The organism is Thermomonospora echinospora, from assembly GCF_900108175.1.
GTDB classification, from domain to species: Bacteria; Actinomycetota; Actinomycetes; order Streptosporangiales; family Streptosporangiaceae; genus Thermomonospora; species Thermomonospora echinospora.
Genome location: NZ_FNVO01000007.1, coordinates 122,238 through 141,844 on the forward strand (window position 1 = coordinate 122,238; position 19,607 = coordinate 141,844).

Genomic DNA, 19,607 nt, shown 5'->3' on the forward strand with positions numbered 1-19,607 from the left:
GTTCCCGGCGGTCAGGCCGCGGAACGGCCCGCCGGCGTCCCGGCCCATGCCTTGCCGAACGTCACGACGCCCCGTTCACGGCGTGGCCCGTCACGTCGTGCACGGCCGCCGGCACCGGGTTGGGCTCGGCGCCGCCGTAGCGGCGGTCGCGGGTGGCGTAGACCTCGCAGGCGTGCCACAGGTGGCGGCGGTCGAAGTCCGGCCACAGCACGTCCTGGAAGACGTACTCGGCATAGGCCGACTGCCAGATCAGGAAGTTGGACGAGCGCTGCTCCCCCGAGGGTCGCAGGAACAGGTCCACGTCCGGCACCTCGGGCCGGTACAGGTAGCGGGCGAACACCTTCTCGTTGACCTTGTCGGGGTCGAGCCGGCCGGCGGCGACGTCCCGGGCGAGCGCGGCGGCGGCGTCGGCGATCTCGGCCCGCCCGCCGTAGTTGACGCAGAACTGCAGCGTCAGCACGTCGTTGTCACGGGTCATCCGCTCGGCGTCCTCCAGCTCGGAGATCACGCTGCGCCACAGCCGGGGCCGCCGGCCCGCCCAGCGCACCCGCACCCCCATGGAGTGCAGCTGGTCGCGACGGCGCCGGATCACGTCCCGGTTGAAGCCCATCAGGAAGCGCACCTCCTCCGGGGAGCGCTTCCAGTTCTCGGTGGAGAACGCGTACGCCGACAAGTAGGGGATGCCGAGCTCGATCGCGCCCATGATCACGTCGAAGAGGGAGTGCTCCCCCATCTTGTGCCCCTCGGTGCGCGGCAGCCCGCGCTCCTTGGCCCAGCGCCCGTTGCCGTCCATCACGATGGCCACGTGCCTGGGCACGAACTGCTTGGGGATGGCCGGCGGGCGGACCCCGCTCGCATGCGGATAAGGCGGCTGGACGGCCCTGTTCAACCTGGCTCCTCGTCGATGGTCGTGATGGGTGCGGCCTCGCGCTCGACGTGCCGCAGCGAGCGGATCCCGTGCTCTAGATGCCACTGCAGGTAGGCGGCCACCAGGCCGCTGCACTCGGCCCGGTGCCGCGGCTGGCTGCCGTCGGCGTGCTCCCAGTCGCCCCGCAGCAGCGCCAGCATCAGCTCCAGCGTCGGCGGCGCCGGGGTGGCGGCGCCTGGCCGGCGGCAGTTGCCGCACATGGCCCCGCCAGCGGCGATGGCGAACGCCCGCAGCCGGTTGCGCGAGCCGCAAGCGACGCACTCGTCCAGGGCGGGCGCCCAGCCGGCCACCGACAGCGACCGCAACAGGTAGGCGTCCAGCACCAGCCTGGGGTCATGCGCACCGTCGGCCAGCGTGCGCAGCCCGCCCAGCAGCAGCAGGAACTGCCGCAGCGCCGGTTCCTTCTCCTCCGCGGTCAGCTTCTCGGCCGTCTCCAGCATCGCCGTCCCGGCCGTGTAGCGGGGGTAGTCGGTCACCAGCGGTTCCCCGTACGGCCGCAGCGTCTCGGCCTGGGTGATCAGGTCCAGCGAGCGCCGCTCGTAGAACTGCAGGTCCACATGGGTGAACGGCTCCAGCCGGGCGCCGAAGCGCGACTTGGTCTTGCGTACTCCCTTGGCGGCGGCGCGGATCCGGCCAGTGCGCCGGGTGAGCACCGTGACGATGCGGTCCGCCTCACCCAGCTTCTGGGTGCGTAGCACGATTCCCTCGTCGCGGTACAGGCTCACCCCGGCATTGTCCCGCATCCAGCGGCGCGGGCGGAAAACGACCACGGGTCAACGGACGGCCAGTAAGGGAACATTACGGTCAGTGACCGGATCCGGCCTGCCCAACCCGGTCAAGCGTGTGGCATGGATCACCGTCTCCTGTCAGCGTGACCTCATGAGATGCACCATCGTCCCTCCGCACATGCTGGAGCGCGTCGCCCGTACCGACGACCCCGCGCTGCGCGACATGGCCCGGCGCACCCTCGTGCTGTCCGCCACCCAGCGCGTGGAGCGGCGGACCCTCCCGGTCGCCACCGCCGACCCCAGCGAGGACTTCGCCCCCCGCCGCACCGTCCACGACGCGGCCACCCGCCAGGAACTGCCGGGCAAGGCCGTGCGCTCCGAGGGCGACGGCCCCACCGGCGACGGGGTCGTCGACCAGTCCTACGACTGGCTGGGGGTGACCTTCGACTACTTCGAGGCCGTCCACCGGCGCAACTCCATCGACGGCGCCGGGCTCTCCCTGGTCAGCACTGTCCACTACGGCGTCGACTACGCCAACGCCTTCTGGAACGGCGAGCAGATGGTGTACGGGGACGGCGACGGCACCCTGTTCACCGGGTTCACCGGACCGCTGGACGTCACCGGCCACGAACTGGTCCACGGCGTCACCCAGTACACCGCGAACCTGGAGTACTTCGGCCAGTCCGGAGCGCTCAACGAGTCGATGTCGGACGTGTTCGGGTCGCTGATCAAGCAGTGGCACCGCGGGCAGACCGCCGACGAGGCCGACTGGATCATCGGCGAGGGCCTGCTGGCGGAGGGGGTCTCGGGGGTCGGGCTGCGCTCACTGAAGGCGCCCGGCACCGCCTACGACGACCCGCGGCTGGGCAAGGACCCGCAGCCCGGGCACATGCGCGACTACGTGGAGACCTACCGCGACAACGGCGGCGTCCACATCAACTCCGGCATCCCCAACCGCGCCTTCCACCTGGTGGCGACGGCGCTGGGCGGCCACGCCTGGGAGAAGGCCGGCCGGATCTGGTACGAGACGCTGACCGGCCGGGCAATGAGCCCGAACACCGGATTCGCCGCGTTCGCCGCGGCTACGATCGAGGCCGCCGGGCGCCTGTACGGCGCCGCCAGCATCGAGACCGCAGCCGTGAAAGAGGCGTGGGACGGGGTAGGCGTGCAGAGGTGAGGGTGACCGTGGTCCGCAGTGGAGGCTTCGCCGGCATCGACCGGCGCGGCGAGTCCGACACCGCCTCCGATCCGGTGCTGCGCGGCCTGGTCGACCGGGTCGACCTGGGCCGGGTGCCGCCCCCAGGCCGCATCCCCGACCAGTTCGTCTACGAGATCGACATCGATGGCCGGGTGGCCACCGTCGGCGAGGCCCAGCTCACCGGCCCGCTGCGTGAGCTGGTCCACCACGTCCTCGACGGATCCGTCTGAGCCCGTACCGCAGCCGGCCGTGCGCGGGGCCGCGGGAGCGCCCGCTCACGGCCGGCACACCCGCAGGTCCCTGGCCTTCTCCGGCAGGTGGCGCACGCGTTCGGCCCGGGTGAGGTCCCGGCCGACCAGGGCGCACACGGCAGCGGCCGGATCGGCGGGACGCGCCACGTCCCACTCCTGGACCAGCCCCATGAAGTCGCCGGCCACCAGCCTCCCGCCCTTGCCGTACCTGACCCAGCGCAGAGCGCTGGCGATGCGGAACGGGCTCTCGTTCATGTTGGCGCCCACCGGCCCGCCGATCTGGCGGTGGGTGGCCAGGTCCCACAGCCGCACGGTCCCGTCGCCTCCGCCGGTGGCCAGGACGGCACCGCCCGGCTCGAAGGCGAGGGCGCCGACCCCGCCGCAGTCACCGGTGTCGAACCGGTCCCGCAGCCTGCGGGTGGCCAGGTCCCACAGCCCCACGGTTCCCTCCGTGTCGCCGGTGGCCAGCGTTCTGCCGTCCGCGCTGACCGCGACGGCGTACATCTTGCCGCCGGAGCCGGTCCAGGCGGGTCCGGCCGTCGGGGGTGAAGGTCAGGAACCACCGCCGTCTGGGCTCGGTCACCAGCGCGCCGCCCCGTGCCCGTCCCGTGCGCACGTCCCAGAGCCTGATGGATCCGCTGGCGTGGTCGGTCGTGGCCAGCAGACTGTCGTCGGGGCTGAAGAGCATGCCGTTGACCGTGCCGGGGTGGCCCGTCAGCCGTCCGCCGAGCGGCCGGCGGGTCTGGGCGTCCCACAGCCGGATCCGGCCCGCCAGGTCCGCGGTCGCCAGCAGGGTGCCGCGCGAGGCGAACTCCACGTCCCAGATCGACAGCCCTTCGGAGGGCAGCAGGCCCAGCAGCCGGTCGGTGGCGCGGTCCCAGATCCGGACCCGGTGGTCGGGACCGCCGGTGGCCAGCAGCCGGCCGTCCGCGCTGACCGCCGTGCTCGGCGCGGCGGCCAGACCGCCGAGCCAGTTGCGGCCGGGGTCAGGGACCATGTGCGACGGCCCGAGCTGGCGGTAGACGGTGGTGTCCCACAACCGCACCGTGCCGACACCGTCCACGCCGGCCAGCGACCGGCCGTCCGGCGCGAACACCAGGTCCCGGGCGTTGCCGGTGGAGACGACGAATGCCTCGCCGGTGCGCCGGGCCCAGGGCAGCCCGGGGATGCCGCTGGCCACCTCCCACAGGACCACCGAACCCATTTCGGCGTCGGTCGCCAGCGTCCTGCCGTCCGGGCTGAAGGCCAGGGCGTTGACGTCGACGCGGCTCATCAGCGGACCGCCGATCGGACGGCCCGTCGCCAGATCCCACAGCTGCACCGCGGCGTCCTCGGAGAGCAGCTCGCCGTCGCTGGAGTTCAGCGTGTCCTCCGCGCTCATCCGCCCGGTGACCGCCAGCCGGCCGTCACGGCTGACCGCCAGCTCATGGATGGGAACGGGACGGCCCCTCAGCGGGGGACCTGCCGGACGCCGGGTCACGGTGTCCCAGCGGCGCAGCGTGCCGTCGGTGTTGGCGGTCAGCAGCGTCCGGCCGTCCGGCAGATAGGCCAGTTCGTTGGCGTTTTCCTTGAGGACCGCCCGGCCGGGGCGGGCCAGCGCCGACAGCATGGCGTGGCGGGCATCGGGAGTGGGCGCCATCCGCCAGGACGCGACGCTCAGCAGCTGGGACAGCACCGGGTCGTTGTCGCCGACCGCCAGGCTCTGCCCGGCCAGCCTGCGGGAGGCGGACAGGTCCCGCTCGTGCCGGGTGGCGTCCACCTGGCCGAGGTACAGGCCGAGGGCGGCCACCGCCGACAGCGCCGTGAGACCCGCGACGACGGCCGCCAGCCTGGGCCTGCTGTAGCGGTAGAGCCTGCGGCGCGCCTGGCGGACGGTCGACACCCATACAAGGGTGTCGTCCTCGGCGGTCCGCGGGTCGGCGTGCCGGTTGGCGGCGGGCGCGATGACCAGCAGCCGCCTGCGGTGCGCAGCCTCCAGCTTGGCGGGCATGCCGGAGACCTCGCCGATGCAGCCGCCGGGGGTGAGCGTCCCAGTGACGGCGTGCCGTTCCCGGGGCAGACGCAGCCACCGGCTCAGCGATCGGCCCGCGCCGGCCACCGGGCCAAGCGGGCGGAGACGGCCCCGGGCGGGCGGGCCGAGCAGCTCGTCGAGCAGGACAGCGAACGCCGCGCCGAGTGAGCCGCCGACGACCCGCCGGTCCCACGGCTCATCCGTGCTTAGCCGCCACACCAGGCAGGGCATCGCACGGCGGGCACCGGCGTGGCGCTGCCAGGCCGCGGTCAGCGCGTCCTGGAAGGCGGGATCGGCGCCGAAGGCCACCATCACGCGCGGGTCGGGGAACAGCCCCGGCGGGCCGCCGCCGAGCACGCTCATCTCCAACCGCCCGGCCAGCCCGGCCCGCCGGCCGGGGGTGTCGAACAGCACGCCGACACCGCGGGTACGGCGGACACGGACCCGGTGACCGGTCAGCAGCCACGCCTGCAACGCCACCAGGGAACGGGCCGGTCCGCCGGGCAGCGGGTCGAGCAGCTGGGCGATCCGGCGCACCCGGGGCGGGCCCTCCACCCGGCCCAGGTCGCCGTTGAACGAACCGGTGGGCAGGACGTGTGCGTCCAGCCAGGCGTCCACCGTCGATCGCAGCACCTCGGCGGCCTGTTCGTCGGAGCCCGGTCCCGCGTCGGCGAGGAGTTCCGCCAGCCGCGCGACGCCCAGCACACGGCGGGCCTGGGCGCCCAGCCCCGTGTCGGTGTCGCCGGTGTCGGGCGCGAGGTCGTCCACGAGATCCGCGGCCCAGCAGGAGCCGTTCTCCGGGTCGGCCGTCGCCGTCCCGGACGGTGGCGGAGGCCGGCACGGACGAGGTGGAACCGCTCGCCACGGCCATGGAGGGGCCGGACGGCCGTTTCTCGGTCGAGTTGCAGGCGGCCTCACCCACCATCGCGGCCGAGGACTTCGCGGGCGTGGTGGTCGTGCTGTCGGCCGGTCCCGACGGCGTCCGCTATCTGGCCGTGTTCGACGAGACCGGCGGCGCGGGCTTCGCGGCCGTCCCGGCGGGCGCGTGGACCCTGGACGTCGTGGCCGGTGGCGCGGCCGGTGGCGGATCGGCCGCCGGCGCCGTGCCGCTGCCGGCCGTCCGTCCCGATCCCGGGGCCGTGGCCGCCTCGACGGACCGCTACCGCGTGATGAGCCCGGCCGGCGTGCTCTACGCCGTCGAGCAGCCCGGCCCGGAGTCCCCCTTCGTCCTGGAGGTGGTCGCGCCGCCCGAGCGCGCCGGGCTGCTGGCCGTCAGGTACACCGCGCACGACGGCACTCGGCGGCATCTGCTGGTGCCCGTCCTGCCGTCCCGCACCGGGGGCGCCCGGGCGCGCGTGCGCCTGGACGGCTTCGCCCCGCATCTGCCGTGGGAGGCGGCCGGCCGGATGGATCCGGCCGCGCTGACGGAGAACGACCAGGCCGCCGTCGCCGCCTCAAGGAGGCCGCCATGGACGCCGCCACCGCCCGCGCGTGACGGCGGCTGTTCCCCGCCGAGGACTGAACCGCAGGTCAGCGCGAGAATGTCGCGGATCGGCGCCATTTCGCCTCATAGGGGTGAAGGCTCGCCCGCACATCCCGGAGGCCACGGTGCTCGACGCTCTTCTCGGCTCACTGCCCGATCCGCTCACCGGCGCGCTCGCCCTGACGGCCTGGCTGTCCTGGTGGCGCTGCCCGGCGCCCGGGCCCGCCGGTCCCCCGGCGAGCCCGCCGCCCCGGTGGTCGGGCCCTGCTCCATCCTGCTCACCGACGTCGTGGGCTTCGGCGGGCCCGGCCGCACCGACGAGGACCGCCGGGTCATCCGCGCCGCGTTGTACCGGCTGCTGCGGGAGGCGTTCGAGGCGGCCGGGCTGACCTGGGAGGACTGTCACCACGAGGACCGGGGGGACGGGGTGCTCGTGGTCATTCCGCCCACCTTCCCCGCCGCCGCCTCCGTCGACCCACTGGTCCCGCTGCTGGCGGCGGGGCTGCGGCGGCACAACGCGCAGGCGGCGCCGGGCACCCGGTTCCGGCTGCGGGCCGCCCTGCACGTGGGGCCGGTGACGGCCGACGCGGAGGGGGTGTGCGGTGAGGCGATCATCCGGACGGCGCGGATGCTGGACGCGCCGGTGCTACGGCGGCGGCTGGCCGGCACCGGCGCCTGCCTGGGGTTCATCACCTCGGCGTTCGTGTACGACTCGGTGGTCAGGCACGCGTCCGGACTGGTGGATCCGGGCGGCTACCGGCGGGTGGAACTGCGGGTGAAGGAGTCGGCCCTCACCGCGTGGATGCACCTGCGGTGAGGTGCCGGAAGAGGACGAGGACCCCGGCCGGGAGATCGTCCCGGCCGGGGCCCGCGCGACGACCACGCGCGCTGTCGGCACCTCGTGATCGGGTCCTATCACCCGCGGCGCGTCCGGCCGCGGGGCGTCTCAAGGAAGGGTCACCTGGTGCGGGCGGCCCGGTTGACCGCCGACAGCACGCCCTTCAGGGAGGCGGTCACCGTGTTGGAGTCGACGCCGACCCCCCACAGGACCCGGCCGTCCACCTCGCACTCGACGTAGGCGGCGGCCCTGGCGTCGGTGCCCTCGCTCAGCGCGTGCTGGGTGTAGTCCAGCACCTTGGCGTGCACGCCGACCGTGGCCAGCGCGTCCACGAACGCCGAGATCGGGCCGTTGCCAATGCCCTCGATCTCGCGGATCTCCCCGTCTACCCGCACGTCGCAAGTGAGCCGGTCCTTCTCGTCCACCCGCGAGGAGTTGCGGTGCGCCAGCAGCCCCACCCGCGGCCCACCGGACAGATACTCGGCCTCGAAGATCTCCCACATCCGCTCGGGGGTAACCTCGCCGCCCTCGCTGTCGGTGTGCTCCTGCACCACCCGGGAGAACTCGATCTGCAGCCGGCGCGGCAGGTCCAGCGAATGCTCGGTCTTCATGATGTAGGCCACGCCGCCCTTGCCGGACTGGCTGTTGACCCGGATCACGGCCTCGTAGCTGCGGCCGACGTCCTTGGGGTCGATCGGCAGGTACGGCACCTCCCACGGGAACTCGGGCACCGGCACGCCGGCCGCGGCGGCGTCGCGCTCCAGGTGGTCGAAGCCCTTCTTGATGGCGTCCTGGTGGGAGCCGGAGAAGGCGGTGTAGACCAGGTCGCCGCCGTAAGGGTGCCGCTCGTGCACCGGGATCTGGTTGCAGTACTCCACGGTGCGGCGGATCTCGTCGATGTCGGAGAAGTCGATCATCGGGTCGACGCCCTGGGTGAACAGGTTCAGCCCCAGGGTGACCAGGCAGACGTTGCCGGTGCGCTCGCCGTTGCCGAACAGGCAGCCCTCGATCCGGTCGGCGCCGGCCAGGTAGCCCAGCTCGGCGGCGGCCACCGCGGTGCCCCGGTCGTTGTGCGGGTGCAGCGACAGCACGATCGAATCCCGGAAGGCCAGGTTGCGGTGCATCCACTCGATCTGGTCGGCGTAGACGTTGGGGGTGGCCATCTCGACGGTGGCCGGCAGGTTGACGATGACCTTGCGGTCGGGGGTGGGCTGCCACACCTCGTTGACGGCGTTGCAGACCTCGACGGCGTACTCCAGCTCGGTGCCGGTGAACGACTCGGGCGAGTACTGAAAGAAGATCTCGGTGTCGCCCATGTCCTCGGCCAGCTTGGCGCACAGCTCGGCGCCCTGCACCGCGATCTGGGTGATGCCGTCGCGGTCCTGCTCGAACACCACCCGCCGCTGCAGCGTGCTGGTGGAGTTGTACAGGTGGACGATCGCCTGCCTGGCGCCGCGCACCGACTCGAAGGTCCGCTCGATCAGCTCGGGGCGGGCCTGGGTCAGCACCTGGATCACCACGTCGTCGGGGATCCGGCCCTCTTCGATGATCGTGCGTACGAAGTCGTAGTCGGTCTGGCTGGCCGCCGGGAACCCGACCTCGATCTCCTTGTAGCCCATCCGTACCAGCAGCTCGAACATCTTCAGCTTGCGGTGGGAGTCCATCGGGTCGATCAGCGCCTGGTTGCCGTCGCGCAGGTCCACCGCGCACCACTGGGGGGCCCGGGTGATGACCTTGCCAGGCCAGGTGCGGTCGTCCAGCCAAACGGGGGTGAACGGACGATAGCGGTCGAAGGGCATGCCGCTGGGTTGCTGCTGCGGATACATGAAGTGCGCTTCCCTCTGCTCGGAATCCTCGCGGCCGACGTCACGTCAAAATCCCGCAGCGAGGGAGCCGACCTTTACAGGCCCCCGCTGCGGCCGCTAAGGAGGAGCAGGCCACGCCACACGCAGCACACGCTACCTGATGGCACTCGTGTTACGCGCGTTCGGGTCCGCGATGTGAGACATGCCATGGGTCCGGCCGGATCGTGGCCGGTCAGGGCCGGTCAGGGCCGGTCAGGGCCGGTCAGGGCCGGTCAGACCGCCAGCAGCCGTCTGACCTCCTCGTCGCGCAGGTCCGCGGCGGTGCCCGAGTGCCGCACCATGCCGCCGTCCAGGATCACGAAGCCGTCGGCCAACCGCAGCGCCAGCTCCAGGTACTGCTCGACCAGCAGCACCGCCAGGCCCCGCTCCTTGTGCAGCCGCTCGATGGCCTGCTCGATCTCCAGGACGATCGAGGGCTGGATGCCCTCGGTGGGTTCGTCGAGGATCAGCATCCGCGGCCGAGTGACCAGCGCCCGGGCGATGGCCAGTTGCTGCTGCTGGCCGCCGGACAGGAAACCCGCCCGCCGCTTGAGCATCTCCTTCAGGCGCGGGAAGACCTCCAGCGCCTCCGCCACGGCCGCCCGGTCGCGGTGCCGGGTCGCCTCCAGCGTGACCTGGAGGTTCTCGGCCACGGTGAGCTGCGGGAACGTCTCGTGCCCCTGCGGCACGTAGCCCATCCCCAGCCGCACCCGCTCATAGGTGGGCAGTCTGGTGACGTCCCGGCCGTCGAAGACGACCTTGCCGGCGGTCGGGGTCAGCACACCCATGACGGAGTTCAACAGCGTGGTCTTGCCGACCCCGTTGCGCCCCATCACGCACATCAACTGCCCCGCCTCGACCGACAGGTCCACGCCGAACAGCACCCGCGCCCGCCCGTAGGCCGCCTCCAGCCCGGTGACCTCCAGCATCAGGCGGCCTCCTCGGCGGTCCGGCCCAGGTAGACCTCCTGGACCCGGGGGTCGGCGCGCACCTGCGCCACGTCTCCCTCGACCAGCACCCTGCCTTCGTGCAGGACGGTGACCTGCGAGGCGTACCGGCGCAGGAACTCCATGTCGTGCTCCACCACGACCACCGTGTGGTCCTCGGCGATCGTGGTGAGCAGCTCTCCGGTGCGTTCGCGCTCCTGCCGGCTCATCCCGGCGACCGGCTCGTCCAGCAGCAGCAGCCTCGGCCGTTGGGCGATCAGCATGCCGATCTCCAACCACTGCCGCTGGCCGTGCGAGAGCACCCCGGCGGGCCGCTCGGCCAAGTCGGTGAGCCCGACGGTCTCCAGCGCCTCGGCGACCGTGTCGGACACCCCGCGCCGCCGCCGCAGCAGCGCCCACAGCGGGCGCCGGAACGTGGCGGCCAGGTCGAGGTTCTCCACCACCGTCAGCTCCTCGAACACCACCGACGTCTGGAAGGTGCGGCCGATGCCCAGCCGGACGATCCGGTGCTCCTTGCGTCCCACCAGCTCGGTGCCGGCGAACCGCACCGATCCGGCCGACGGCCGGGTCAGCCCGGTGATCACGTCGATCAGGGTGGTCTTGCCCGCCCCGTTGGGCCCGATCAGGAAGCGCAGCTCGCCCTGCCGCACGGTCAGGTCCACCCCGTCGATGGCCCGGAAGCCGTCGAACACGACCTGCAACCCCCGGATCTCCAGCAGCTCCCGCGCGCCGGCCTCCGCGCGTCCTGCGGTCTCGGCCTCGCTCATCGCCGCCTCCGCTCGTTCCTCGGCCCGGCCGGCGCCGCGCACTGGTGGCTCGCTCATGCGGGCACCTCCTCCTTGACCGCGACGCCGGGTTTCTCGACGGCCGCGGCGGAGGCGCCGCGGCGGCGGGCGAGGGCGTCCCTGGCCTGCTGGTAAAGGCCGACCGCGCCCTTGGGCGCCAGCGTCATCACCAGGATGAACAGCGCGCCCTGCAGGTAGAGCCAGCCGCCCGCCCACTCCTCGCTGAAGGAGGTCTTGGCGTAGTTCATGACGACGGCGCCCAGGATCGCCCCGGCCAGCGCGTACCGGCCGCCGACCGCGACCGCCACCACCAGTTCCAGGGACGGGACGACGCCCAGCAGCGACGGCGAGATGATCCCGACCACCGGCACGAACAGTGCCCCGGCCAGCCCCGCCATGCCCGCCGAGATCGCGAACGTGACGGTCTTGACCAGGGCCGGGTCGTAGCCGAGGAACCGCACCCGGTCCTCGCCGTCCCGGACGGCGACCAGCAGCCGGCCGAAGCGGCTGCCGACCAGTTGCCGGGCCAGCAGGTACAGCACGCCCAGCACCCCGGCGACCACGAAGTACATGGTGCGCTGGGTGCTCTCGGCCTCGGGGTCGCGGCCGAAGAAGTCGTAGAAGTTGGTCAGCCCGTTGGTGCCGCCGGTCAGCCCCTGCTGGCCGACCAGCAGGATCACGAACGCGGCGGCCAGCGCCTGGCTGAGGATGGCGAAGTAGGCGCCACGCACCCGCCGGCGGAACACCAGCGCGCCCAGCAGCACCGCCACCGCCACCGGGACGAGCACCACCGCGGCCAGCGCGACCACCGGGTTGCCGAACGGCTGCCACAGCGCGGGCAGTCGCTCCACGCCGCTCCACACCATGAAGTCCGGCAGGTCTCCCCCGGCGTCGTGCAGCTTGAGGTACATGCCCATGGCGTAGCCGCCGAGGCCGAAGAACACCCCCTGGCCCAGCGTCAACATGCCGCCCTGGCCCCAGGCCAGGCCGATGCCCAGCGCCGCGATGGCCAGGCACAGGTACTTGGCCAGCTCGTCCAGCCGGAACGCCGGCAGCGCCAGCGGCGCCACCACCAGCAACAGCAGCGCGACCGTCGCGAACAGCGCGTATCCGCGCACCCGCTCGCTCATGTCAGCGCCCGGGAGCGCAGCACGAACATGCCCTGCGGACGGAACTGCAGGAAGACGATGATCGCGGCGAACACGATCACCTTGGCCAGGCTGGCGTTGGTCCAGAACTCGGCGAAGGAGTTGAGCATGCCCAGCGCCAGGGCGGCGATCACCGCGCCGCGCAGCTGTCCCAGCCCGCCGGCCACCACGACCAGGAAGGCGTCCACGATGTAGTACGTCCCGATCGACGGGCCGACCGGCCCGATCAGGGTGAGCGCCACCCCGGCGACCCCGGCCAGTCCGGAGCCGATGAAGAAGGTGAGCTGGTCGACCCGGGCGGTGGCGACCCCGCTGCAGGCGGCCAGTTCCCGGTTCTGCATGACCGCGCGCATCCGGCGGCCCTGCGCCGACCGGTTCTGGTACGCCCAGATGCCGGCCACGCAGGCGATCGCCAGCGCCATGATGAACAGCCGGTTGTAGGGCAGGGTGCCGCCGCCGATCGTCACCCCGCCGTTCAGCCAGGACGGTGCGACGACCTGCACGTTCGGCGCCCCGAACAGGTCGCGTGCGGCCTGCTGGAGGACCAGGCTGACCCCCCAGGTCAGCAGCAGGGTGTCCAGCGGACGGCCGTAGAAGTGCCGGATCGCGGTGCGTTCCAGCACCCAGCCCATCGTCCCGGCCAGCGCGAACGCCACCGGCAGCGCGACGGCCGCGGCCTGGGCGCCGGCCCAGTCCTGCAGCATGTAGGCGGTGTAGGCGCCGGCCATGATGAACTCGCCGTGGGCCATGTTGATCACGCCCATCTGGCCGAACGTGAACGTCAGTCCGAGCGCGATCAGCAGGAGCACCGCTCCGATGCTCAGCCCGATCGGCAACTGGTTGAGCAAGCTTTCCAAGTGCCGCCTCCTCGTGCGCCCGTCCTGGCCGGACGGGCGGCGCCGCGCCGTCGTGCACGCCGCCGCCCGACGCTCCCGGCCGCCACGGGCCCGATGCCCGGGATGGCCCCGGTCTCAGGGATGGCTACGACAACCCCGAAGCCCAGGGGTACCTACGACAACCCTGAAGCCCAGGGGTACGTCTTCAGGTACGGGTCCGGCTTGATCGGCTCGTCGGAGCTCCAGACCTCCTTGATCAGTCCGTCGGGCTGGATGACGCCGATCCGCGCGGTCTTGTACACGTGCTGGTTGCCGCCGTCGACGGTGACCTTGCCCTCCGGCAGGTCCAGCGAGATCCCGGCGGCGGCCTTCTTGACCGCCTCGACGTCGGTGGTGCCGGCCTTCTTTACCGCCGCGGCCCACAGGTGGACGGCGTTGTAACCGGCCTCCATCGGGTCGGAGGTCACCGCGCCCCGGTGCCGGGCCTGGAACGCCCTGACGAACTCGTCGTTGGCCGCGCTCTCGGTCGTCTGGTAGTAGTTCCAGGCCACCGGGTGGCCGACGATGTTGGCGACGCCGATGCCCTTGACCTCCTCCTCGGCGATGCTCACCGACATGACGGGCATCTCGTCGGCGGTGACCCCGGCGCTCTTGAGCTGCTTGAAGAACGACACGTTGCTGTCGCCGTTGAGGGTGTTGAACACCGCGTCCGGCTTGGCGGCCACCACCTTGTTCACCAGCGTGCTGTATTCGGTGTGCCCGAGCGGCGTGTACTCCTCACCCAGGATCTGCATTCCGTTGGCGGCGGCGTACGCCTTGATGATTTTGTTGGCGGTACGCGGGAAGACATAGTCGCTGCCGACCAGGAAGATGCGCTTGGCGCCTTTTTCCTTGAGATAGTCCAGACCCGGGACGATCTGCTGGTTGGTGGTGGCTCCGGTGTAGAAGATGTAGGGGGAACTCTCCAATCCCTCGTACTGCACCGGATACCACAGCAGCGCCCTGTTACGCTCGAACACCGGGAGCATCGCCTTGCGGCTGGCCGAGGTCCAGCCGCCGAACACGGCCGCGACCTTGTCCTTCTTGATGAGCTTCTGGGCCTTCTGGGCGAAGGTGGGCCAGTCGGAGGCGCCGTCCTCCTGCACGATCTCCACCTTCTTGCCGAGCACTCCGCCGGCCGCGTTGACCTCCTCGACGGCCATCTTCTCGGCATTGGCCACGGTGACCTCGCTGATGGCCATGGTGCCGCTCAGCGAGTGCAGAATTCCGACCTTGATGGTATTGCCGTCGCCGGCCGCGGCCCCAGAGTCGCCGGAGTCGCCGCAGCCGGTGAGCAGCACGGCCGGCAGAACGGCCAGCGACGCCCAATATCGCAGGGATCTTTTACGCAACTGTCCGCTCCCTTGGCCGAAGTCCGGCTTTCCCTCTGCCAAGTCTGGAGCGCGATATTTCCGTGGACCGTCCCGCGGGTTAAGAGTGCTTTACCAACTCCTCACCGCGGCGACCGCCGCCGGTGAGGCCCCGCGGCGCCACGCGGCGCCACGGGGCGCCGCCCGGACGGGTCAGGCGATGAGCACCGACAGACAGGTCACGCAGCCTTCCAGCGCCTCGAACTCGCTGATGTCCACCGCCGTGACGCGCAGCCCGTCGGCGCGCAGCCGCTCGGCGGTCCGCGGGGCGGACGCGGAGATCAGCACGTGGTCCGCACCGAGCACCACCACATGGGCGCCCGCCGGCTCGGGCGCGACCCACAGGCAGGGCAGCACGGAGGTGTCCACCTGGTCGGGCACCCCGATCAGGGTGCCGTCCGGCAACACGGTCATCGCCGTCTTCAGGTGCAGGCAGCCGCTCACCCTGACCGGGACGACCCGCCGCCCCCGCGCGCACAGCAGCGGGGACAACTGGCAGACGGCCTCCTCGTTGGTGCGGCCGGACAGGCCCACGTAGACCGTGTCGCCCACCTGCAGGACGTCGCCGCCGTCCAGCGTCCCGGGCTCCTCGATCCGCGCCACGTCCAGCCCGAGGCCGCGCACCGCCTTCTCGGTGCCGGTCACCTCGGGACGGCGGCCGGGCGCCCCGGACCGGGCAAGCACCGCCAGCCCGTCGCAGACCACCACGGTGTCCTCCACGAACACCGCGTCGGGCTGGTCGTCGGCCGGGGGCACCGCCCGTACCCGCCAGCCGGCCGCCCGCAGCGCCGCGACGTACGCCTCGTGCTGGCGCGCCGCCAGCACGAGGTCCACCGGCCGCCGGTCGACATGGGTGACGATCCCCTCGGCCAGCCGTGGCCCCGGAGCCCGCACCAGCGCCGTCCCGGGCGTCATCGCACCGTCCCCTCGGCCGGGGCGGTCCCCGGCGCGCGGTGATCGGCGGTGCTGCCGGCGGGTGCGCGGCCGTCACGCGACGGCCTGGAAACGAACGGCACAAGCCCTCCCGAGGTACGCGGTTGCGCCCAAAGTACCCATCCTGACCGGCCCGCGGGGTCCGCTCCCGCGGTGACGGCCCGCCTCTTACGCTGGGGCACATGACTGGTACCCAAGGTCAGGAAGGGTGGCCGTCGCCCGGGGAGGAGCCGCCGGGCCCCCGGCCGGGATTCCTGCCGCCCATGGCGCCACATGAACCGGGCTCCGACGTCGCCGGGCGGCCTGGCCCGATGCGGCCGCCGTCCCCGGGATGGGGGCTGGCCCGTCTCGCCACCGCCGCGGTCCTGCTGGTGTCGGCCTTCCTGCCGTGGGCCCGGGCCAGCGTGCGGTTGGAGGGCTTCGGGCAGGTGCTCGCCCGCGAACTGGCCGCCGAGGCGGGGGTGAACGTGGACGGCACCGGGCAGGTGATCCCGGTGTTCGCCGTGGTGGCGATCGTCATGATCGTCTGGGGGCTGCTGGCCCGCGACTCCCGGATCGGCGCGCTGGCCGCCGTGCCGGGGCTGCTCGCCCTGTTCAGCTGCCTGATCTTCCTGCTACGGCTGGACCGCTTCCGGGAGGAGGCCGGGGCGGGCCGGCTGATGCTGGGCGGCCTGGAGGTGACGGCCGGGTACGGCTGGTACCTGTCCGTGGCGTCCTCGCTCCTGCTGATCGGGCTGAGCCTGGCTCGGCGGGCCTGACCGCCTCCTCCGGCCGCCTCGCGCCACCCAGCTGTGGGCCGGGCCCACCACCTGCGGGGACGGCCGGGCCCAGCCCTCGGTGACGCCGTGGCGCCGGGGCGGTCCGCACCCGGGACGGCCCGGAGCGATCGGTACGCCGGCCGCGTCGGAAATGACGGCCCGCATCGGCGGGGACGCGCGTCCGGGATCAGCCGTCGAAACCCAGGCGGCGCAGTTGCTTGGGGTCGCGCTGCCAGTCCTTGGCCACGCTGATCCGCAGGTCCAGATAGACCTTGACGCCCAGCAGGGCCTCGATCTGCCTGCGGGCGGCGGTGCCGACCTCGCGCAGCCGGGCGCCCTTGGCGCCGATCACGATCGCCTTCTGGCTGGGCCGCTCGACGAACAGGTGCGCGTACACCTCGACCAGGTCGTCGCGGTCCTCGCGGGGCTGCATCTCGTCCACCACGACGGCGATGGAGTGCGGCAGCTCGTCGCGGACGCCCTCCAGCGCAGCCTCCCGGATCAGTTCGGCGACCAGCACGTGCTCGGGCTCGTCGGTCAGGTCGCCCTCCGGGTACAGCGGCATGCCCGGCGGCAGGTGGGAGATCAGCAGGTCGCCGACCAGGTCGACCTGGAAGCCGCCGGCCGCCGAGACCGGCACGATGTCGGCGAAGTCCCCCAGCCGCTGGACCCGCATCAGCTGCTCGGCGACCTGCTGGCGGTCGGCCAGGTCGGTCTTGGTGACGATCGCCACCACCGGGGTCTTGGACAGGTTTGCCAGTTCCCGGGCGATGAACCGGTCGCCGGGCCCCACCTTCTCGTCGGCGGGCACGCAGAAGCCGATGACGTCCACCTCGGTGAGGGTGGAGCGGACCAGGCTGTCCAGCCGCTCCCCCAGCAGGGTCCGCGGCTTGTGCAGCCCGGGGGTGTCGACGACGATCAGCTGGGCGTCCGGCCGGTGCACGATGCCGCGGATCGCCCGGCGGGTGGTCTGCGGCCGGCTGCTGGTGATCGCCACCTTGGTGCCGACCAGGGCGTTCATCAGGGTCGACTTGCCCACGTTGGGGCGTCCGATGAAGCAGGCGAAGCCGGACTTGAAGCCTCCGGCGGTTCCCTCGGTCGTGGTCTGCGGCGATGTCACCCCTCGATTGTCGCCTACCCGGCGGACCCGCCGGTCCGTCCACGGCCCGGCCTGCCCGTACCAGGTCCTTTCCCGTACGCCGGAACAGCAAGGCCGCGGGGAACGGCGGCTCAGGGGGCGAGTGTGGCGCGCAGCGAACCGTCGGGGGCGGCCAGCAGGATCGGCGCCTTGCGGCCCAGGTCGCGTACCGCGGCGACATCGGTGTCGCGGACCTGCTCGTCGGCGGTGACCAGCGCGGCGGCCTCCAGGTCCTCGGCGCCGCTGGAAACCGCCATCGCCACCGCCACCTGCAGCGCCGACAGCTTCAGCGAGGGCAGGTCCACGCTGGTGGCCGTGTAGGTCCGTCCGGTCTCGTCGCGGACCGCCGCGCCCTCGGCGGCCCCGCCGCGGGCCCGCGACGACCGGGCCAGCGTGATGATCTTCGCGTCCTCGGCACTGATCTCGCTCACGCCCCCAGCCTAGAGGGCCGCGCGGGCGGGCCGGACGCAGGTCAGCCGTGCAGCCGCTCGGGGTCGCCGGGGCGGTCGCCGGACGGTTCGGCCGGCTGGCGGCGCACCAGCACGGTGCCGATCCGGTTGCGCCGGCCGGCGATGCTCTCGGCCTTCAGCTCCAGGCCTCGCACCGCGGCGGTGGAGCCCTCGATCGGCACCCGGCCCAGCGCGTACGCCAGCAATCCGCCGACCGTGTCGACCTCCTCGACGTCGATGTCCACGTCGAACAGCTCGCCTAGCTCGGTGGCCGACAGCCGGGCGGTCACCCGGGCCGACCCGTCGGCCAGCCACTCCACGCGGGGCGCCTCCACGTCGTACTCGTCGGCGATCTCCCCGACGATCTCCTCCAGGATGTCCTCGATGGTGACCAGCCCGGCCGTGCCGCCGTACTCGTCGATCACGATGGCGACGTGGATCTGCCGGGCCTGCATCTCGCGCAGCAGCGCGTCGATGGGCTTGCTGTCGGGCACGTAGGTGGCCGGGCGCATCACCGACTCCACCAGCTCCACCGACTCGCCGTCGCGGTACTCGTGGCTGCGCCGGATGATGTCCTTGAGGTAGGCGATGCCGACCACGTCGTCCTCGTTCTCGCCGACCACCGGGATCCGCGAGAAGCCGCTGCGCAGCGCCAGCGACAGCGCCTGCCGCAGGGTCTTGTCCCGCTCGATGAACACGATGTCGGTGCGCGGCACCATGACCTCGCGGACCAGGGTGTCGCCCAACTCGAACACCGAGTGGATCATCTCGCGCTCGTCCGGCTCGATCAGGCTGCGCTGCTCAGCCAGGTCGACCAGATCGCGTAGCTCGGCCTCGGAGGCGAACGGGCCCTCCCGGAAGCCCTTGCCCGGGGTCAGCGCGTTGCCCAGCAGGATCAGCAGCCGCGGCAGCGGCCCCAGTACCCGGGTCACCGGATGGATCACCGCCGCGCCGGCCAGCGCGACCCGGTCGGCGTGCTGGCGGCCCAGCGTGCGCGGCCCCACCCCGACCACCACGTAGATCACCACGATCATGATCACCGCAGCGACCACGTACGCCGGCCAGCTCTCGGCCAGCCAGGAGATGCACAGGTCGGCGACGATCACCGTGGCGGCCAGCTCGCAACTGATCCGCAGCAGCAGCACCAGGTTGAGGTAGCTGGCCGGGTCGGCGACCATCTCGGCCAGCAGCCGCGCCCCGCGCCGGCCCTCCCGGGTCAGCTCCTCCACCCGGACCCGCGATACGGTCGTCAGCGCCGTCTCCACGCTGGCCAGCAGCCCGGCCACGACGACCAGCCCGGCCGCCATGCCCAACAGCCATCCATGCGCCGTGCTCATCGAATCTCCTCGCGCGTGGAGACCCCGGGCCCCGGCCCTGGGGCGGAGGCCGGTGGCTCGTCCCGCCCGCCCGGGACGGGTGCGCCCCCCGCGCGACCGCCGGGTCTCATGCCCGGCGCTGGTCCCGCCAGGACTCCAGCAGCCGCGCCTGCAGGCCGAACATTTCCTTGTGCTCCTCGGGCTCGGCGTGGTCGTAGCCGAGCAGGTGCAGGATGCCGTGGGTGCACAGCAGCTCAAGCTCGGCGTGCGTCCCGTGGCCCGCCTCGGCGCCCTGCCGCTCGGCCACCGCCGGGCACAGCACCACATCGCCCAGCAGGGCGGGGTCGAGCTCCTCCTCGTCGCCGGCGGCGCCCGGCTGGTGGCCGGGCCGCAGCTCGTCCATGGGGAAGGCCAGCACGTCCGTCGGGCCGGGCTCGCCCATCCACTTCTCGTGCAGCTCGCTCATCGCCGGCTCGTCCACCAGCAGCAGCGACAGCTCCGCCAGGGGATGGACGCGCATGCCGTCCAGCACGTGCCGGGCCAGCCGGGCCAGCCCCCGCTCGTCGACCTCGACGCCGGACTCGTTGGCAACCTCGATGCTCATCGC

General features: G+C 72.5%; 19 protein-coding genes. 4 read left to right on the forward strand and 15 right to left on the reverse strand.

Features of this window, described 5'->3' with window-relative positions; all coding sequences use genetic code 11:
- Positions 1 to 61: 61 nt before the first annotated feature.
- Together C4U03_RS18085 and recO are read right to left on the reverse strand one after the other, a co-directional pair.
- The gene (locus C4U03_RS18085) at positions 62 to 889 is read right to left on the reverse strand and encodes an isoprenyl transferase (protein WP_103938966.1); all 828 of its coding nucleotides are present in this window, start codon (positions 887 to 889) and stop codon (positions 62 to 64) included.
- A complete protein-coding gene (gene recO / locus C4U03_RS18090; RefSeq protein ID WP_200827303.1) occupies positions 886 to 1,653 on the reverse strand; it encodes a DNA repair protein RecO in 768 nt (255 codons plus the stop codon). The genes C4U03_RS18085 and recO overlap by 4 nt, the downstream gene beginning before the upstream one ends.
- A gap of 154 nt (positions 1,654 to 1,807) precedes the next feature.
- Here recO and C4U03_RS18095 point away from each other — a divergent pair, with 154 nt between their 5' ends.
- Positions 1,808 to 2,833 (forward strand): M4 family metallopeptidase, encoded by a 1,026-nt coding sequence (locus C4U03_RS18095; protein WP_103939152.1) that lies wholly within the window; start codon positions 1,808 to 1,810, stop codon positions 2,831 to 2,833.
- Positions 2,830 to 3,084 carry a protealysin inhibitor emfourin gene (locus C4U03_RS18100; protein WP_235017945.1) on the forward strand — a complete coding sequence of 85 codons (255 nt, stop codon included), beginning with the start codon at positions 2,830 to 2,832 and terminating at the stop codon, positions 3,082 to 3,084. Before C4U03_RS18095 ends, C4U03_RS18100 begins: the two co-directional genes overlap by 4 nt.
- 45 nt (positions 3,085 to 3,129) lie before the next feature.
- On the opposite strand, the gene C4U03_RS18105 is transcribed toward C4U03_RS18100, so the two are convergent.
- Entirely contained in the window at positions 3,130 to 3,609 is a 480-nt protein-coding gene (locus tag C4U03_RS18105) for a WD40 repeat domain-containing protein (RefSeq protein ID WP_103938969.1), read from the reverse strand.
- Complete coding sequence (locus C4U03_RS18110) at positions 3,491 to 5,884, reverse strand: WD40 repeat domain-containing protein (protein ID WP_103938970.1); 2,394 nt, start codon at positions 5,882 to 5,884, stop codon at positions 3,491 to 3,493. Before C4U03_RS18110 ends, C4U03_RS18105 begins: the two co-directional genes overlap by 119 nt.
- Before the next feature lie 80 nt (positions 5,885 to 5,964).
- Here C4U03_RS18110 and C4U03_RS18115 point away from each other — a divergent pair, with 80 nt between their 5' ends.
- Positions 5,965 to 7,416: a hypothetical protein gene (locus C4U03_RS18115; protein WP_146087431.1), complete on the forward strand. Its 1,452-nt coding sequence runs from the start codon at positions 5,965 to 5,967 to the stop codon at positions 7,414 to 7,416.
- Positions 7,417 to 7,556: 140 nt separating this feature from the next.
- On the opposite strand, the gene leuA is transcribed toward C4U03_RS18115, so the two are convergent.
- The 7 genes from leuA to ddaH form a co-directional block, all read right to left on the reverse strand.
- Entirely contained in the window at positions 7,557 to 9,263 is a 1,707-nt protein-coding gene (gene leuA / locus C4U03_RS18120; protein WP_103938972.1) for a 2-isopropylmalate synthase, read from the reverse strand.
- Between the two features lie 251 nt (positions 9,264 to 9,514).
- Positions 9,515 to 10,210, reverse strand: coding sequence for an urea ABC transporter ATP-binding subunit UrtE (gene urtE, locus C4U03_RS18125; RefSeq protein WP_103938973.1), 696 nt, complete (start codon positions 10,208 to 10,210; stop codon positions 9,515 to 9,517).
- The gene (gene urtD / locus C4U03_RS18130; RefSeq protein WP_103939153.1) at positions 10,210 to 10,995 is read right to left on the reverse strand and encodes an urea ABC transporter ATP-binding protein UrtD; all 786 of its coding nucleotides are present in this window, start codon (positions 10,993 to 10,995) and stop codon (positions 10,210 to 10,212) included. Before urtD ends, urtE begins: the two co-directional genes overlap by 1 nt.
- A gap of 53 nt (positions 10,996 to 11,048) precedes the next feature.
- Entirely contained in the window at positions 11,049 to 12,143 is a 1,095-nt protein-coding gene (gene urtC / locus C4U03_RS18135) for an urea ABC transporter permease subunit UrtC (RefSeq protein ID WP_103938974.1), read from the reverse strand.
- Positions 12,140 to 13,018 (reverse strand): urea ABC transporter permease subunit UrtB, encoded by an 879-nt coding sequence (gene urtB / locus C4U03_RS18140; RefSeq protein ID WP_103938975.1) that lies wholly within the window; start codon positions 13,016 to 13,018, stop codon positions 12,140 to 12,142. Before urtB ends, urtC begins: the two co-directional genes overlap by 4 nt.
- Positions 13,019 to 13,170: 152 nt before the next feature.
- Entirely contained in the window at positions 13,171 to 14,388 is a 1,218-nt protein-coding gene (urtA, locus tag C4U03_RS18145; RefSeq protein WP_103938976.1) for an urea ABC transporter substrate-binding protein, read from the reverse strand.
- A 171-nt stretch (positions 14,389 to 14,559) separates the two neighbouring features.
- Positions 14,560 to 15,321 carry a dimethylargininase gene (gene ddaH, locus C4U03_RS18150; RefSeq protein WP_103938977.1) on the reverse strand — a complete coding sequence of 254 codons (762 nt, stop codon included), beginning with the start codon at positions 15,319 to 15,321 and terminating at the stop codon, positions 14,560 to 14,562.
- A 281-nt stretch (positions 15,322 to 15,602) separates the two neighbouring features.
- Between ddaH and C4U03_RS18155 the strand changes: the two genes are divergently transcribed.
- Positions 15,603 to 16,097: a hypothetical protein gene (locus tag C4U03_RS18155; RefSeq protein WP_160147031.1), complete on the forward strand. Its 495-nt coding sequence runs from the start codon at positions 15,603 to 15,605 to the stop codon at positions 16,095 to 16,097.
- A 187-nt stretch (positions 16,098 to 16,284) separates the two neighbouring features.
- Here the strand turns inward: C4U03_RS18155 and era are convergent, their stop codons facing one another.
- The 4 genes from era to ybeY form a co-directional block, all read right to left on the reverse strand.
- Entirely contained in the window at positions 16,285 to 17,217 is a 933-nt protein-coding gene (gene era, locus C4U03_RS18160; protein WP_103938979.1) for a GTPase Era, read from the reverse strand.
- 110 nt (positions 17,218 to 17,327) lie between these two features.
- Positions 17,328 to 17,666: a cytidine deaminase gene (locus C4U03_RS18165; protein ID WP_103938980.1), complete on the reverse strand. Its 339-nt coding sequence runs from the start codon at positions 17,664 to 17,666 to the stop codon at positions 17,328 to 17,330.
- A 41-nt stretch (positions 17,667 to 17,707) separates the two neighbouring features.
- Positions 17,708 to 19,021 carry a hemolysin family protein gene (locus C4U03_RS18170; protein WP_103938981.1) on the reverse strand — a complete coding sequence of 438 codons (1,314 nt, stop codon included), beginning with the start codon at positions 19,019 to 19,021 and terminating at the stop codon, positions 17,708 to 17,710.
- Positions 19,022 to 19,127: 106 nt separating this feature from the next.
- Positions 19,128 to 19,604 (reverse strand): rRNA maturation RNase YbeY, encoded by a 477-nt coding sequence (gene ybeY / locus C4U03_RS18175; protein WP_103938982.1) that lies wholly within the window; start codon positions 19,602 to 19,604, stop codon positions 19,128 to 19,130.
- Positions 19,605 to 19,607 lie beyond the last annotated feature (3 nt).

Bases quoted from the DNA above. Each gene is read 5' to 3' on its own strand.
- C4U03_RS18095 (WP_103939152.1), top strand. From the start codon at position 1,808: ATGAGATGCACCATCGTCCCTCCGCACATGCTGGAGCGCGTCGCCCGT.
- C4U03_RS18105 (WP_103938969.1), bottom strand. From the start codon at position 3,609: ATGTACGCCGTCGCGGTCAGCGCGGACGGCAGAACGCTGGCCACCGGC.
- leuA (WP_103938972.1), bottom strand. From the start codon at position 9,263: ATGTATCCGCAGCAGCAACCCAGCGGCATGCCCTTCGACCGCTATCGT.
- urtE (WP_103938973.1), bottom strand. From the start codon at position 10,210: ATGCTGGAGGTCACCGGGCTGGAGGCGGCCTACGGGCGGGCGCGGGTG.
- urtD (WP_103939153.1), bottom strand. From the start codon at position 10,995: ATGAGCGAGGCCGAGACCGCAGGACGCGCGGAGGCCGGCGCGCGGGAG.
- urtC (WP_103938974.1), bottom strand. From the start codon at position 12,143: ATGAGCGAGCGGGTGCGCGGATACGCGCTGTTCGCGACGGTCGCGCTG.
- ddaH (WP_103938977.1), bottom strand. From the start codon at position 15,321: ATGACGCCCGGGACGGCGCTGGTGCGGGCTCCGGGGCCACGGCTGGCC.
- C4U03_RS18155 (WP_160147031.1), top strand. From the start codon at position 15,603: ATGGCGCCACATGAACCGGGCTCCGACGTCGCCGGGCGGCCTGGCCCG.
- C4U03_RS18170 (WP_103938981.1), bottom strand. From the start codon at position 19,021: ATGAGCACGGCGCATGGATGGCTGTTGGGCATGGCGGCCGGGCTGGTC.
- ybeY (WP_103938982.1), bottom strand. From the start codon at position 19,604: ATGAGCATCGAGGTTGCCAACGAGTCCGGCGTCGAGGTCGACGAGCGG.